Genomic DNA, 13,912 nt, shown 5'->3' with positions numbered 1-13,912 from the left:
TTTTCAACGCTCGTATTAAAAACAACAATCCTTACGAAACGTGCCTTTATTTTATACAGGGAAAGAAGGAATGCAACATGTCAATCACTTTAACAAAGGCCCCATTCAGGGCGGATCACGTCGGAAGTTTATTAAGACCGGATCGTATCCATCAGGCCAGAAAGCAATTTAAGGAAGGCGCCCTCTCTGCTGAGAGACTCCGCGAGGTTGAAACCGAAGAAATTAAACGGATCGTCGATAAGCAAATCGAAGTCGGCTTGGAGGTCGTGACCGACGGGGAGTTCAGGCGCACATGGTGGCACTTCGACTTCCTTGAGCATTTAAATGGCATCGAGGGATACGTGACTGAAAAAGGACTCACATTCGATGGTGTCGAAACCGAGCGATACAACGTTCGCAATACCGGGAAGGTTTCATTCAACCCTAAGCACCCCTTCCTTAACGATTTTATCGAATTGAACAAAATCGTCGGCGGGCGTGCCGTCGCCAAACAAACGATTCCCAGCCCCAATCAATTATTTGCTGTTGGGGTTCATAATGAAGACATCTACCCTGATATGGAGGATTATGCAAATGATATCATCCAAACGTACCAGGATGCTTTAAAAGCCTTTTATGAGGCAGGTGTGCGTTACCTTCAACTGGATGATGTATACATTGCCAGACTTTCAGCTCCTGATTTCCAGTTCAAGGATGGAAAGTATACGCGCGAACAATTAATCGATTTGGCTTTGCGTGTCATCAATGGCTCATTGGAAGGCAAACCAGACGATTTGATCATCACGACACATCTATGCCGCGGAAACTACCAGTCGACCTGGGCATTCGAAGGCAGCTATGCCCGCATAGCCCCGACATTATTGGCAAAAGAAAAAGTGGATGGATTCTTCCTCGAATATGACGATAATCGCTCTGGCGATTTCAAGCCATTGGAACACATCCCTACTGGCGGGGCGAAGGTCGTACTTGGAGTCGTCACGTCCAAAAATGGGGAAATCGAAGACAAGGAAGCCATCAAGGCCCGCATTAAAGAAGCCGCTCAGTTCGTACCGCTCGAGCAATTATGCTTAAGCCCTCAATGCGGATTCGCTTCCACCCATCATGGCAACAAGCTTACGGAAGAACAACAATGGGAAAAGCTGAAATTCGTCGTTGATGTAGCAAAAGAAGTGTGGGGATGATTCATCCCGAAAAGGCCATTCCCCTTATTGGGAAATGGCCTTTTCGGTGCTTCTGCTATTGGGGGGCATTTTCTTTTATACGTGAAACAAGCTCCTCGAGCCATTCGGCTGTATGCTGTGCCCGGCTGTATGAATGCTCCTTAATGAATTTATATCCCAAATATTGATCAGATTCTTCATCAACCGGCTGGTCAAAACTTAAATATGTTTCCCATGCCAATCGATGCTCTTCCATTTTGCGCTCTAAGATCGCTATTACTTTTTCGCTATCCACATGCTTGATATTCGTGAGAGCAATGTACATATCCGTGATTTGGGAGGCTTTTTCGAACGTTTGATAAATCCGTTTTACCAATTCTCCCCTTCCCTTTTCCGTAATTTGATAGACATGTTTATCTGGTCGATTCTCTTCCTTTATCGTTTCGACCGGCTCGATAAACCGATTGGCAGCCAGCTTGTCAAAATGGTAATACAATTTACTTTCGGTAATTCCGGTAAATTTATCAATTGGAATCGGTTCGGATAATCGCTTTTTCAACATATATGGATAGCTTTTTTCTTCAGCTAAAATACCCAGGATATAAATTTGGATCGACACGGTTAAAACTCCCTTCAATCGTCACCTGTCTTTATTTTATCAAACTAAAGCCTTCATTTCAGCTGCAAGGCGATCCGTCTCTTCCGTCTTTAGCGGTAATTCCTTATGGCGCACTGCCACGATCATGATATTGATGAGCAACGCAGCTGCCCCCACCATCAACATCATTACGTGTGCATGTAACGGAGCTCCACCACCATACATGATCGCGAAGTCCGCTTGTATCGAATAATACATGGGGGAAATATAGCTTAGCCACTGATATGGTGCATACATCATTTCCCGTGTGATTGCAGCCCCATTGGCAATGGTTTGCATAAGCAGGATCGGCATATTCAAGATCATGCCCCCCTCCCCGACCAACAGGATGAAGATGGATGTAAATTGCCAGCATGCATAATAGCCAAGTGCATGATGTCCCCATAATGTAAAGAATGTTTCAAGTCCATGTCCTTGTACGGCATAGGTGATTCCTAGACCTACTGCCGGTGCAACGACCGCAATCAGAAGCGCCGCAAGCTGCATGTAGCCAAACAGCCTCCACTTGCCTGCCTTCCCTTTGCTTTCATTGAACGCGGCCCCTAATTGCATCGCCCCAATCATCGCTCCTACATAGGCCGCCATCGTTAAGAACATCGGCGCCATCCCATTATGCATGCCTGCTGGGATTTCATTGATTTTCACAGTGTTTGCACTGAATTGATGCTGCATCGCTGAGGCCATTTCCTTCGCTTGTTCTTCCGGAACGTTTAAATTCATGAATAGGCCTTTCGCATATTGAGCTGAAAACTGTTCATTTAACGTCGACTCGATTTCCGTTACAACAGAATTCATTGTAGACGTGACGATCGTTGGCCCGGCTTCATTGATTGTAAAATCGATGCTTGATGCCCCTTTGCCACTCTCGACATTTTCGGAAAAAGATTTCGGAATATGAACAACTAATTTCACATCATTCTTATCCAATTGTTTTAATGCCTGTTTATTCGTTAAATCCGTCTTTATATCTTCGAACGGAAGCTTTTCCCCTAATTGGGCTGCAATCGTCGCACCAATTTTACCTGTATCCTCATTAACGATTGCAACTGGCAATTGATCGATATTCGCTGGCATTGCCGAATAGCCAGGCATAAATGAGCCAAGCATTGCGATTTGATAAAAAATCCCCATAAAGATGGCTCCAATAGCTCCTCTAGTCTTCAAAAATTCTATAAATTTCATATAAACCATCCTATGCTTTAATTTTAGTACTTTAATTAGAGTACTTTTTTTATTATACATTTTTCCTCTTGAAATACAACCCATAATTATTATCCTCGTTAATCATTTTTTCACGTAGTTCGGATGAATGACCACGGCTTCAAGAGGAAATCGGCGGATGGTAACGTAAGGGGGAAAATACATTCAAAAAAAAAAGAACGAGCATCATGCACGTCCTTGTCCTACTTGCAGCTATCTTCATTTTCGATTTTCTTCACGAATATGTCATCCGTCACCTTGTCCTCCAGCTTATTCCGTAAGGCCAATTCGGCAGCCTTTCCATCACTGGGCGACCCGTCTGAAAAATACATCGGAAATAAAGAGAAAAACATGATGTAGAAAGAGAAATAGATGAATTGATACCATATTACCGAGCTTTCCAAAATATTTTGGTACACCAGGCTATATACGGTAAGCATACTGACCAGATTAAAAATCGATCCACCTAAATAAATGAGCATATTCGTCAAGCGATTATCATGTTTCAGTCCCTTAAACTCACATGCTCCATTCCAAAAATAATATTTCCGTACCTCTATATTCAATAAGGAGAAAAGCTTATTGCCGCAGCCGATCACAATTTTCTTTTCAACCCCTCCAAAAATCGTAACGAAGAAGATATGCCCGCTCAAATGAATCAGCGTAACGATGGGCATGATCAAGAAAAAGGAAAAAAGAAATTTCATGATGTCATATAGACCAAAAATAATACATCCCCCCCTAGAATCCTTTTACAAAGATACCCCTGCAAGATTCCTGATAATCGAGTCATTTATCACAGCAAGAGAGGAAAAGGAGGCCCGCACGCTCCAAAAATCCATGGAGAATGTTGACCCTCTTTTTGATGATTTAACGAGATTTTTGATTGGGGGACCGAAGGATTTCCGCGTTGTTTTGTCCTGGCTTATGACCTGCATGTTTATATTCAGGAGTGAAAACGGATGTTTTGATCGGGCAGGCAATTTGTTTTTGTAGATTTCCCTGTCCATCGGGTACCTCCACGATCATCCCCCGCTGCTTCAATTGCGGGTGATCGGCCGCCTCGGCAAAGGTCAGCACTGGTTCTGCGCAGGCATCGTACTCAGCGAATATCTCCTGCCATTGATGAAAGTCCTTTGTCAGGATAGCTTGTTGGACGGCTTCTTTAAAGGCGGTGCCGCTCGCTTTGTCACTGTCCTTGCTCATTTCATGCAATTCCGGTTTTCCGATGGCATCGCATAATGCTTTTCTGAATGGCGCTTCCAGGCTTCCTATCGAAAAATAACGCCCGTCCTTCGTTTGGTAAAAGTCATAAAACGACCCGCCATTCAACATCAATTCCTCCGGTTCAAGCTCCAGCCCGCGTTGGAAATGAAGCGGTGCCGATATCGCATTCAACGCGAAACTGCAATCGGTCATGCTAATGTCGAGGGCTTGGCCGAGCCCTGTTCTGTCCCTGTAGATGACAGCGGATAATAGGCCGATCACTGCATGCAGTGATCCCCCCGCAAGGTCGGCAATTTGGGTTCCGTTTTTCGCGGGCCCTTCCTTTTTCGTACCGGAATAGCTAGATAAGCCGGCAATCGAAAGATAATTGATGTCATGGCCCGCGCGGTCTTTATAGGGACCAGTCTGGCCATATCCCGTGATTGAACAGTAAATGACCTTCGGGTTGATTCGTTTTAAGGCCTCATAACCTAGACCTAAACGTTCCATGACACCTGGCCGGAATTGCTCGACGACGATATCGTATTCCTTCACCAGATTTTTGACGGATTCGATGGACTCTGGCAGTTTTAAATCAAGGGTGATCGACTTCTTTGATCTGTTAAGGTACTGATCGACTCCCCATGCATCGCTCGCTGCCGGCCTTTCCACCTTCACAACGTCCGCTCCCAAATCTGCCAGCATCAAAGTCGCAAAAGGTCCTGGCAGCAACGTTGAAAAATCCAATACTTTCAAATGAGACAATAAGGTCATCTGCCGTGCACATCCTTTTCTACCGGTTGGATACCTTCCATTTCCTGCTGCCCTGTTCTTATCCATAAAGTGTATGCCCATCTTATATGAATTTTGAATAAATTTCCATCAACTTACATAAAAAGCCGGACAACGTATGAGCATTGTCCGGCAAATTTCACTATACGGGATTCATTCGTATTTTTTGTCAAAGTCAAACTCGACTTCATCAAGTTTAACGAATTTCGTTTTCCTTACCAGTTTGTAACCAAACCACAAGCCAAGGAACAGCGGAATTCCCAAATAAGCAGCGACGACACTGCCCCAATCGATGTGGTCTGAAAAAAAGGCTTGGATATTTTGCGACAGAATGACGATCAAGCCAATCAGTATGGCAAAAATAGGTCCTATCGGGAACCAAAGGGCTTTATATGGCAATTTATCCAAGGAGTGCCCTTGAGAGATGTAGGCCTTTCTAAAGCGGTAATGGCTGATGGAAATCCCAAGCCAAAAGATGAAACCGGTGATTCCAATCGCATTCATTAACCAGATGTACACCTTGCCATCTCCGAATATCGAGGCTAAGAAGGCAAGCATACCGATGGCACAGGTTAAAACCATTCCCGCAACCGGCACTCCCCGTTTATTCAGTTTGGCAAAAATGCGCGGTGCCTGTCCATCCTTTGCCATTGAATATAACATCCGTGTCGAGGCATATAAACTGGAGTTACCCGCTGACAGCACAGCCGTCAAAATGACTGCATTCATGAGTGAAGCGGCAAAGGCGATCCCAGCCTTTTCAAATATGAGCGTGAATGGACTTACCATAACGTTGTCCCCTTGTAAACTCGGGTTCGTATACGGGATGATCAGTCCTATCACAAAGATTGCCAAGACGTAAAAGAGAAGGATTCTCCAAAAAACGCTTTTAATCGCCTTCGGTATATTCCGTGCCGGATCCTCACTTTCACCGGCAGCCACACCGACGATTTCGGTTCCTTGAAAAGAAAAGCCGGCTGCGATGAAGACGATGAAGACACCCATGAAACCACCAGGGAAAGGCGCGTCATCGATCGTGAAGTTCTTGAAACCTACTGCTTCTCCACCCATAATGCCGACAATCATCAAAATTCCCACGATGATGAAAATGACGATGGCTGTTACTTTTATGAACGAAAACCAATATTCCCCTTCGCCATACCCTTTAACGGATAAATAGTTCAATAGGAAAATGAGCACCAGGAATGATGAGCTCCATAACAAGGATGGACTATTCGGAAACCAGAATTTCATGATCATCGTCGAGGCTGCCAGTTCCGCGGCTATCGTCATCGACCAATTGAACCAATACGTCCAGCCCAACGCAAAACCAAATGCCGGATCGACGAATTTCGACCCATAGGTACTGAAAGAACCGCTTGTCGGCATGAAGGCCGCCAGTTCTCCCAAGCTGGTCATCACGAAGTACACCATCGCCCCGACCAAGGCATAAGCAAGCAAGGCGCCGCCGGGCCCAGCCGTATGGATGGCTGCCCCGCTGCTAAGAAATAACCCGGTCCCGATAGCCCCTCCAATCGAGATCATCGTCAAATGTCGCGATTTCAAACCGCGCTTCAATCCCTGTTCTTCTTCGTGCTGCGGAGGATGTTGCAAGATGTCATTTTCATGTTTTGGTAGCATAAGCTTTCATCCCTTTCTATACAAGCGCTTACATATATGGGGAAATCCATTTAATAAATTTTCCTATTTCATGAACCTGCAAATAGACCCAATTTACAATCGAATATTCCTTTTCTGAATATATATGCAATTCCCATGCCAAAAATAGCAAGCCCGCCAATCAACCCTTGCATAAAAATAAGCCCGTTTTAAAGACGAATTTTTTTGCACTTGATGCCATGATCCTTTGCACTTTACGCCAATTATTTTTGCAGGCGGAAAGTACGGGGAAACGATGGATCGTTTCCCTCCCAATCTCCGATTCGGACCTACGGGAATTATTACTAGAGGAATATCTAGAAATAATTTCTCTATAAAAAACCATTTTTCACCATTTTTATCCTTAAAATGTCATCTTTTTCGCACTTTTTCACCATTTGATAATAAACGCAAATGATGCAAAAATAAGGTATTCTTATGAAGGAGTTGAGTGTTATGAAAGGTAAGGTATTTTTAGGAACTGCTTTATCCGTTGGTCTTTTATTTTCTGCTATTCCCCATCAAGAAGCTTTGGCGGCAAAAAATGTGTTGAGTGTCGAGAAGTATAATAAGCACAAAGATTCGCTAGAATTCAAGTCTGGTAAGCTTACAGATCCATCGAAGCAAACGGCGGAAGATATCATTCTTACCTTTTTTGATAAAAACACAAAATCTTACAAGCTAGAAAATCAAAAGGCGAAAGACTCCTTCATTATCCAGAAAGAAAACAAGGATGAACTTGGCAATACCGTCGTAAGATTGCAGCAAACTTATAAAGGCGTTCCTGTCTGGAATTCCACACAAGCTGTATTGATTGACGCAAAAGGTGTTTTATCCGTCGTCTCCGGTACGGTTGAAGCCAACCTAAACACTAAATTGGGGAAAAAGGCTAAAAAAGGGATCAGTAAAACAGAAGCCATCAAAATTGCTGAAAAAGATCTTGGATTCAAGCCTACCTACGACCACGCCCCAGAATCGGAACTGTTTGTATACGCAAGCGGCGATAAGGCCGATTATGTTTACAAAGTCAATTTGAATTTCTTGAGCCCGGAACCAGGCAATCATAACTATTTCATATCAGTCAAAACAGGTGAAATCCTGAATAAATATAATACCCTGGATGAAGTGACAGGGACTAATTCCGTCGGTACAGGAACAGGCGTTTTGAATAATACGGTATCGCCTTTGAACACGACCTTATCGAGCGGCAAATACTATTTACAGGACAACACTCGCGGTCAGGGCATCTTCACTTATAATGCCAATAACAAATCGAGCTTACCTGGCACACTTATGTCCAATACGACAAACGCTTTCACGACGTCCACTGACAAAGCGGCCGTGGATGCTCATTTTTATGCGGGCAAAACCTATGATTATTACAAGTCGACTTTTGGCCGCAACTCCTATGATGGATATGGTACAAGCCTGAAATCGACCGTCCATTACGGCTCCAAATACAATAATGCCTTCTGGGACGGCACGCAAATGGTTTATGGTGATGGAGACGGCACGACGTTCATCCCATTGTCAGGCGGCTTGGATGTCGTTGCACATGAGCTGACTCATGCCGTGACTTCCAGCGAATCCAATTTAACGTATCAAAATGAGTCCGGCGCTTTGAATGAAGCCATTTCCGATATTTTTGGTACAGTCGTAGAATTCAAGACACAAAGCTCCAAAGCGGATTACCTGATCGGCGAGGACATTTACACACCTAACATTTCCGGCGATGCACTCCGTTCGATGGCAAATCCAACATTGAATGGTGATCCTGACCATTATTCGAACCGGTATACTGGATCGGCTGACAATGGCGGTGTCCATACGAATAGCGGAATCATCAACAAAGCGGCTTATTTGATCTCTGCAGGCGGCACCCATCATGGAGTGACCGTGTCAGGAATCGGCATTGATAAACTGGGGACGATCTTTTACCGGGCTAACACGACCTACCTAACGTCTTCGTCCACCTTCTCTCAAGCCAGGGCTGCAGTCGTACAAGCCGCATCTGATTTGTATGGTGCAACCAGCGCAGAAACGACCACTGTCAAAAATGCCTTTACGGCAGTCGGTGTGAATTAAAAAACACAATCTATCAACCTACCCAAAACCTCCCTAGCTTTAGCGGGAGGTTTTTTCCTATGTATCCCTGCACCGGGAACGTTATTCCGACCGTTCAGCGTGATATTCCGGCCGTTCTACGTGATATTCCGGCAATTCGGCGCGGGATCCGGCCATTCGACACGTTATTCCGGCCGTTCGACGCGTTATTCCGGCCGTTCGGCGCGTTATTCCGACCGTTCATCCGCGGGATCCCGCCGTTCGGCGCGTTATTCCGGCCGTTCGGCGCGGGATCCGACCGTTCGGCGTGATATTCCGGCCTTCTCCATAATCTGTCAGCTAGATCGTTCGTTCATGGTTCCGTGCCGATGCATGTGAATTAAAGCTAACAAAGCAGGTAGAATATGATTAATTCCGTAAAATAGTTGCTTTTCTTCCTATTAACTGTCAAGCTAAGATAATCTCGACTATATTGAATAGAACAAGTAGGTGACGAACATGATTGAAGTTAAAACTTCCACACTCAGTGATGGGGAGTTCAATAGAGGCGTATTCGCGACACAGGACATTAAAAAAGGGGAGCTTTTGCATGAAGCACCTGTCATTGCTTACCCTAACGAGGAGCATGTTTTCATAGAGAAAACGCTGCTGGCCGATTATGCATTCGAGTATGGAATCAACCATACCGCCATGCTTTTAGGCTACGGCATGCTGTTTAATCACTCTTATACACCCAATGCAACATATGATATAAACTTTAAGAATCACACATTTGATTTCTTTGCTTACACCGATATAAAAGCAGGAGAAGAAATCCTCATTAATTATAATGGTGAGGTCGATAACGAAGATCCGCTTTGGTTCAACAAGGAAAACGATGGGGAAGATGAAGCTGAATGATCATCCATGAAAGCACTAGTGCTTTTGATTGCCCATGGAGGGTTTCAAGTGAAACTGGTGCTTTTCATTTTCCCTTCGGAAGTGCTTGTATCCGATGAAAAAAGCCCCCTTGAGGCATTCATTCCTCAAGGGGGCTTTTGGCCCTTAATGGGCAGATGGGTTACTTGATTTTGATTTTGTTATCGAATGGAGTTGGCTCTTAACCTTTTCAATCATTTCTGGTGTGGCTAAGGATTTGATTTGACTCATGGTTTTTTCACGAGTTTTCTTATTGCGCATTAAAAATGCGGCAGCTCCTATCACGACAGTTCCAATCATTTTGTTTGATGGCATTTGAGTTTCCTCCTTCATGTTGGTTATATATAGCATTCCCTCTACTAGCGGATTTAAACAAAAACAGGCAAGCTTCCCCTATTATTTTGCCTATTTCAGGCTTTCCAAATATTTTATGCTCTCAGGGCTTTTCACCACTTTTTCGGCTTGATCCGGCTCAACCCTCGTTCGGTTCAATGCGTGGAGCTTATAGGTCAGGACTCTTTTGACCGATTGATCAATCCGCTCCATAGGAACCTTCCCCGCTTTTACAGCTTCCCGTAAGCCTTCATATACCTCAAGCTCATGAGCATATTCATGGCAGACAAGCAATATATCGGCTCCGGCAAGTATCGCTTCCATCCCCATCTCTTCATAGGTGAAGTACTTGTTCACGGCACCCATTTCCAAATCGTCCGTAATCACAAGACCGCCATAGTTTAGTTTGCCCCGCAGCAGGTCTTCGATGATGACCTTGGAAAGGCTTGCTGGTTTTTCTTGATCATAGGCGGGATATTTGATGTGGGTCACCATTACGAAAAAGCTTTGATCATCCATTTCCCTTATGATCCTCTTGAACGGATAAATATCCGAATTCTCGAGATCTAGCTGGTTTGCTTCCACGGAGGATGTTTCAAGATGCGGATCGACTTCGCTGCGTCCGTTGCCTGGAAAGTGCTTCAAGGCGCCCGTCACGGAAGCATCATTCAAGCCTTGAATCGTTTTCTTTCCATACCGATAGACCTTTTTAGGATCTTTCCCCACTGAACGCTTGTCGGTTTCCGATAAATCAAGCACAGGAGCGAAATTAATATGGATGCCCATCGAGCTCAGTTCTTCTCCATTCAGTTTTGCCACTTTATACATGTCTTCAGCAGATGCATGCTGCCCAAGATCCTGCTGCGCAGGGAGCGGCGATACGCTTTCCCTCATCCGGATGATGTCCCCGCCTTCCTGATCGACCGCCACCATGAGCGGAAGCGAAAGGGAACTTTGCTTAGCCGTTTGCTGAAGCGAATTGGATAACATCGCCACCTGTTTTGGCGATTTCATATTGCGATCAAAATAAATGACGCCTCCTATATGGTTTTTTTCGATGAGCTCGTTAATTTCACGGCCGGCTTCTGTACCCTTGAAGCCGATCATCATTAGCTGACCGACTTTTTCTTCAAGCGTCATGCTTTCAAGCATTTTGTCGATTTTCTCTTGGTTTTCCGCAATGGCATCCATTCTTTTCTCCTGATCGATTTCGGAATGATCTTCTTTTTGGATGAACATGATGGCCATAACCGAAAGGAGCACGAAGAAAAGCGCACCCATATATATTTTTCCTTTCATGCCCTGCCTCGCGATAGACGGTCGACCATTACAAAATCTCTTCCTTCATTGCCTATACCATTCATTACCTCAAAACTCCTGTCTGCCTGGATTCGATCCACTACTCTTCATCTTGTTCATAAACCGGGCATTCTATATCAAGCCAAGGTATTTTTTTGCATAAAGCATTGGCGGCGTACCATACTACTTACATACACTCATGCAAAGGAGATGCACCCATGGACGGAATTTTGAGGAATTTAGCCGATACCTTCAGTCATGCAGTCGATTATGCAAAAGAAAAAATATCTGCCATTACGGGGTCAACCTCTGTTACCATCGCGGAATTGAGCCAACATATCATCAATCAGCCTGAAACGATACTAATTAAGAAAAACCTTTTAGGAATCCCCTTCTCTTTTTATCATTTGCAAAAAGAAGATGTTACTTATTATCTGGAAATGAGAAACTCACAAATTTTACAGCTGGATGTACAAGCACATGACCATACCATCGTGTCGTATCGATCTTATCGAGATAAGTCAGACCTGCCCGCGTCAGTTAAATTTCCGAAAACCCTTTTATAGACATACGAAGTCGCGTCTCCAAGTCCCCATCTTCTAGACCCGTTCGCTTTCGATAAAGTTCGGGAAGCGACTTCGTAAAAAAGCAAAAAAAAATGTAGACAAGCCTCATTTATAATCGAGTTTGTCTACAGTCCCAAAGCTGACACCCCCCATACTTAGGCGGGTACCAGCTTTTTTATTTTGCTTCTGGCCCTTTCCTCTACAGGGAGAAAAACTGATTTCTTTCCCTCGATATCCATTCATCTACATCCGCTTCATCCTTTTTAACCAGCCGGTTAACGAGAATATCATGCCAAATGTAATTTTCGAGAAAATTGATATGGATCGGATCATCCGTGTAAAACGCCGTTTCCCTCGTTTCCGATGCAGGACCGTAAATCGTCTCCGTACCATCGATCGATAAGATGAACCATTCGTTTTCGCCAATATTGTCCACATAACTCGTTTGGCGATGAATTTCTATCCCTGATAACGGGCTTTCAACCTGAAAGGCGATTCCCTTAAGTGTGCAATGTTCAGCTGCTTCTTTAAGCTCCGGCGCGAGTTTTTCGTACATGTTGCTCCATAAGGAAACGACGACCCTTTTCTCGGCTTTTTGAATTAAGGTGCGGCAAAACGATAGGATATGTTCTTCTCCTTTGAGAGTCATTACCCGATTGTCGGACACGGGTCCGATCTTCTCGAATTGCTTTAGTGTATCGCTGATGGATTGGTAGGTGTTGTCCCACCTCGATCGGACGGATTCCAAGAACACATCGACCGGCAGCGGGGAATATTGGATCGAGTCATTGATTTCCTCTTTGATTACGACGCCCTCTTCCTGGAGCCCATTGAGAATTTCATAGATACGCGCCCTCGGAATACCCGATTCCTTGCTAACTTGATAGGCGCTTGCTGGGCCCTGACGAACTAAAGAAACATAGGCCTTTGCTTCATATTGGCTGAATCCGAGAGACTGAAGTTTTTCAATGATATCTTGCATAGGACCTCCTTTTTACATCCCGTAAGTTATATCCATCATACCAAATCTCATGTTGAATGCCATTCGAATTCAAAAGTGAGGGGAGGATAGGCTTTCATTTTCTTATTTACAGACGATGCTTTTTTAGTTACTATCTTAATAGTGACTAATATAACATTATGGGTTAAGGACAACGAAAGCAAGCGATTCATTCTTAATGCCATTGATACGGAGGCCTATACGATGGAAGATATACAAATTTCCACACTTTTACTGCTAATGTTTTTCGGTTTTCTTGCCGCATTCATTGATTCTGTAGTTGGCGGCGGTGGCCTGATTTCCATTCCTGCCTTATTATTTTCAGGACTCTCCCCCGCTGCTGCGATTGCAACGAATAAGCTAGCAAGCTCCATGGGATCTTTAACGAGCACCATTGCCTTCATCCGCTCGGGAAAGGTCGATTTCCGATTGGTTTCCAAGCTCTTCCCCCTTATTTTCATAGGCTCGCTTTTAGGGGCATGGGTGGTTAACTTTGTTTCATCGGATTTGCTGAAGCCGCTGATCTTGCTTCTGTTGATCGCAATCGCGATATATACCTTTTTAAAAAAGGACTGGGGACAGAAATCCACCTACACCAAGCTCACGCTGCAAAAGGCAGCATTATTTGCCGTCGCTATATTCGTTATTGGCTTTTATGATGGGTTTTTAGGGGCTGGGACGGGATCGTTCATTTTATTTGCCTTTTTGATGATCGGCTTTGATTTTTTGCATTCGGCCGGGAATGCGAAATTTTTAAACTTCGGCAGTAATCTGGCGGCATTGATCATGTTCATATTTCTGGATGCCGTCAACTTTTCATATGGGATACCGATGGGGATCTCCATGGTTGCAGGCGCATTGGCCGGCTCCAAATTCGCCCTCAAGAAAGGCGTGGCTTACGTAAGAGTGCTGTTTATCGCCGTCACCGTCATCTTGATTATAAAAAATGTAGTCGATTACTTAATGGGCGATTGATGGGAATGCAGAAAATAAAATAAAACCGGAAAATCCTCCCGCACAATGTGACATATAGGAATAAATTGGGTATATGATAGTA

At 44.4% G+C, this 13,912-nt stretch carries 14 protein-coding genes; 6 read left to right on the top strand and 8 right to left on the bottom strand.

Going from position 1 to position 13,912, the window contains the following annotated elements; all coding sequences use genetic code 11:
• The first annotated feature begins 77 nt into the window (after nucleotides 1-77).
• Nucleotides 78-1,181, top strand: coding sequence for a 5-methyltetrahydropteroyltriglutamate--homocysteine S-methyltransferase (locus AS888_RS20355; RefSeq protein WP_061143943.1), 1,104 nt, complete (start codon nucleotides 78-80; stop codon nucleotides 1,179-1,181).
• Nucleotides 1,182-1,236: 55 nt separating this feature from the next.
• On the opposite strand, the gene AS888_RS20350 is transcribed toward AS888_RS20355, so the two are convergent.
• From AS888_RS20350 to AS888_RS20330, 5 genes are all read right to left on the bottom strand, one after another.
• Entirely contained in the window at nucleotides 1,237-1,779 is a 543-nt protein-coding gene (locus AS888_RS20350; RefSeq protein WP_061143942.1) for a PadR family transcriptional regulator, read from the bottom strand.
• Between the two features lie 39 nt (nucleotides 1,780-1,818).
• Nucleotides 1,819-3,000 (bottom strand): YhgE/Pip domain-containing protein, encoded by a 1,182-nt coding sequence (locus AS888_RS20345; RefSeq protein ID WP_061143941.1) that lies wholly within the window; start codon nucleotides 2,998-3,000, stop codon nucleotides 1,819-1,821.
• A gap of 221 nt (nucleotides 3,001-3,221) precedes the next feature.
• Nucleotides 3,222-3,725, bottom strand: coding sequence for a hypothetical protein (locus tag AS888_RS20340; protein ID WP_260320321.1), 504 nt, complete (start codon nucleotides 3,723-3,725; stop codon nucleotides 3,222-3,224).
• A gap of 163 nt (nucleotides 3,726-3,888) precedes the next feature.
• Nucleotides 3,889-4,998, bottom strand: a complete 1,110-nt coding sequence (locus AS888_RS20335) for a CaiB/BaiF CoA transferase family protein (RefSeq protein WP_061143987.1) — start codon at nucleotides 4,996-4,998, stop codon at nucleotides 3,889-3,891.
• A 171-nt stretch (nucleotides 4,999-5,169) separates the two neighbouring features.
• Nucleotides 5,170-6,657 (bottom strand): amino acid permease, encoded by a 1,488-nt coding sequence (locus AS888_RS20330; protein ID WP_061143939.1) that lies wholly within the window; start codon nucleotides 6,655-6,657, stop codon nucleotides 5,170-5,172.
• A gap of 474 nt (nucleotides 6,658-7,131) precedes the next feature.
• Here AS888_RS20330 and AS888_RS20325 point away from each other — a divergent pair, with 474 nt between their 5' ends.
• The 3 genes from AS888_RS20325 (at nucleotide 7,132) to AS888_RS26530 (ending at nucleotide 9,807) form a co-directional block, all read left to right on the top strand.
• Nucleotides 7,132-8,760, top strand: coding sequence for a M4 family metallopeptidase (locus tag AS888_RS20325; protein WP_061143938.1), 1,629 nt, complete (start codon nucleotides 7,132-7,134; stop codon nucleotides 8,758-8,760).
• 477 nt (nucleotides 8,761-9,237) lie between these two features.
• Nucleotides 9,238-9,639: an SET domain-containing protein gene (locus AS888_RS20315; protein ID WP_061143936.1), complete on the top strand. Its 402-nt coding sequence runs from the start codon at nucleotides 9,238-9,240 to the stop codon at nucleotides 9,637-9,639.
• Nucleotides 9,640-9,645: 6 nt separating this feature from the next.
• Nucleotides 9,646-9,807 (top strand): hypothetical protein, encoded by a 162-nt coding sequence (locus AS888_RS26530; RefSeq protein WP_221408619.1) that lies wholly within the window; start codon nucleotides 9,646-9,648, stop codon nucleotides 9,805-9,807.
• Here AS888_RS26530 and AS888_RS20310 read toward each other — a convergent pair.
• Entirely contained in the window at nucleotides 9,784-9,972 is a 189-nt protein-coding gene (locus AS888_RS20310; RefSeq protein WP_061143935.1) for a hypothetical protein, read from the bottom strand. The two genes, AS888_RS26530 and AS888_RS20310, sit on opposite strands and share 24 nt — an antisense overlap.
• A 90-nt stretch (nucleotides 9,973-10,062) precedes the next feature.
• Nucleotides 10,063-11,289 (bottom strand): beta-N-acetylhexosaminidase, encoded by a 1,227-nt coding sequence (gene nagZ / locus AS888_RS20305; protein ID WP_081092542.1) that lies wholly within the window; start codon nucleotides 11,287-11,289, stop codon nucleotides 10,063-10,065.
• Nucleotides 11,290-11,507: 218 nt separating this feature from the next.
• On the opposite strand from nagZ, the gene AS888_RS20300 reads away from it, so the two are divergent.
• A complete protein-coding gene (locus tag AS888_RS20300) occupies nucleotides 11,508-11,855 on the top strand; it encodes a hypothetical protein (protein WP_061143934.1) in 348 nt (115 codons plus the stop codon).
• A gap of 199 nt (nucleotides 11,856-12,054) precedes the next feature.
• Here AS888_RS20300 and AS888_RS20295 read toward each other — a convergent pair whose 3' ends face one another.
• Nucleotides 12,055-12,837 (bottom strand): TrmB family transcriptional regulator, encoded by a 783-nt coding sequence (locus AS888_RS20295; protein ID WP_061143933.1) that lies wholly within the window; start codon nucleotides 12,835-12,837, stop codon nucleotides 12,055-12,057.
• A gap of 222 nt (nucleotides 12,838-13,059) precedes the next feature.
• Here AS888_RS20295 and AS888_RS20290 point away from each other — a divergent pair, with 222 nt between their 5' ends.
• On the top strand, nucleotides 13,060-13,830 hold the full coding sequence (locus AS888_RS20290) for a TSUP family transporter (RefSeq protein WP_061143932.1): 771 nt from the start codon (nucleotides 13,060-13,062) through the stop codon (nucleotides 13,828-13,830).
• Nucleotides 13,831-13,912 lie beyond the last annotated feature (82 nt).

The sequence above is a fragment of the Peribacillus simplex genome (assembly GCF_001542915.1).
GTDB classification, from domain to species: Bacteria; Bacillota; Bacilli; order Bacillales; family DSM-1321; genus Peribacillus; species Peribacillus simplex_B.
Note: the sequence above shows the minus strand (reverse complement) of the source record. Positions and strands in the feature narration are given on the sequence as shown.

Bases quoted from the DNA above. Each gene is read 5' to 3' on its own strand.
- AS888_RS20355 (WP_061143943.1), top strand. From the start codon at position 78: ATGTCAATCACTTTAACAAAGGCCCCATTCAGGGCGGATCACGTCGGA.
- AS888_RS20345 (WP_061143941.1), bottom strand. From the start codon at position 3,000: ATGAAATTTATAGAATTTTTGAAGACTAGAGGAGCTATTGGAGCCATC.
- AS888_RS20340 (WP_260320321.1), bottom strand. From the start codon at position 3,725: ATGAAATTTCTTTTTTCCTTTTTCTTGATCATGCCCATCGTTACGCTG.
- AS888_RS20335 (WP_061143987.1), bottom strand. From the start codon at position 4,998: ATGACCTTATTGTCTCATTTGAAAGTATTGGATTTTTCAACGTTGCTG.
- AS888_RS20330 (WP_061143939.1), bottom strand. From the start codon at position 6,657: ATGCTACCAAAACATGAAAATGACATCTTGCAACATCCTCCGCAGCAC.
- AS888_RS20325 (WP_061143938.1), top strand. From the start codon at position 7,132: ATGAAAGGTAAGGTATTTTTAGGAACTGCTTTATCCGTTGGTCTTTTA.
- AS888_RS20315 (WP_061143936.1), top strand. From the start codon at position 9,238: ATGATTGAAGTTAAAACTTCCACACTCAGTGATGGGGAGTTCAATAGA.
- AS888_RS26530 (WP_221408619.1), top strand. From the start codon at position 9,646: ATGAAAGCACTAGTGCTTTTGATTGCCCATGGAGGGTTTCAAGTGAAA.
- AS888_RS20310 (WP_061143935.1), bottom strand. From the start codon at position 9,972: ATGCCATCAAACAAAATGATTGGAACTGTCGTGATAGGAGCTGCCGCA.
- nagZ (WP_081092542.1), bottom strand. From the start codon at position 11,289: ATGAAAGGAAAAATATATATGGGTGCGCTTTTCTTCGTGCTCCTTTCG.
- AS888_RS20300 (WP_061143934.1), top strand. From the start codon at position 11,508: ATGGACGGAATTTTGAGGAATTTAGCCGATACCTTCAGTCATGCAGTC.
- AS888_RS20295 (WP_061143933.1), bottom strand. From the start codon at position 12,837: ATGCAAGATATCATTGAAAAACTTCAGTCTCTCGGATTCAGCCAATAT.
- AS888_RS20290 (WP_061143932.1), top strand. From the start codon at position 13,060: ATGGAAGATATACAAATTTCCACACTTTTACTGCTAATGTTTTTCGGT.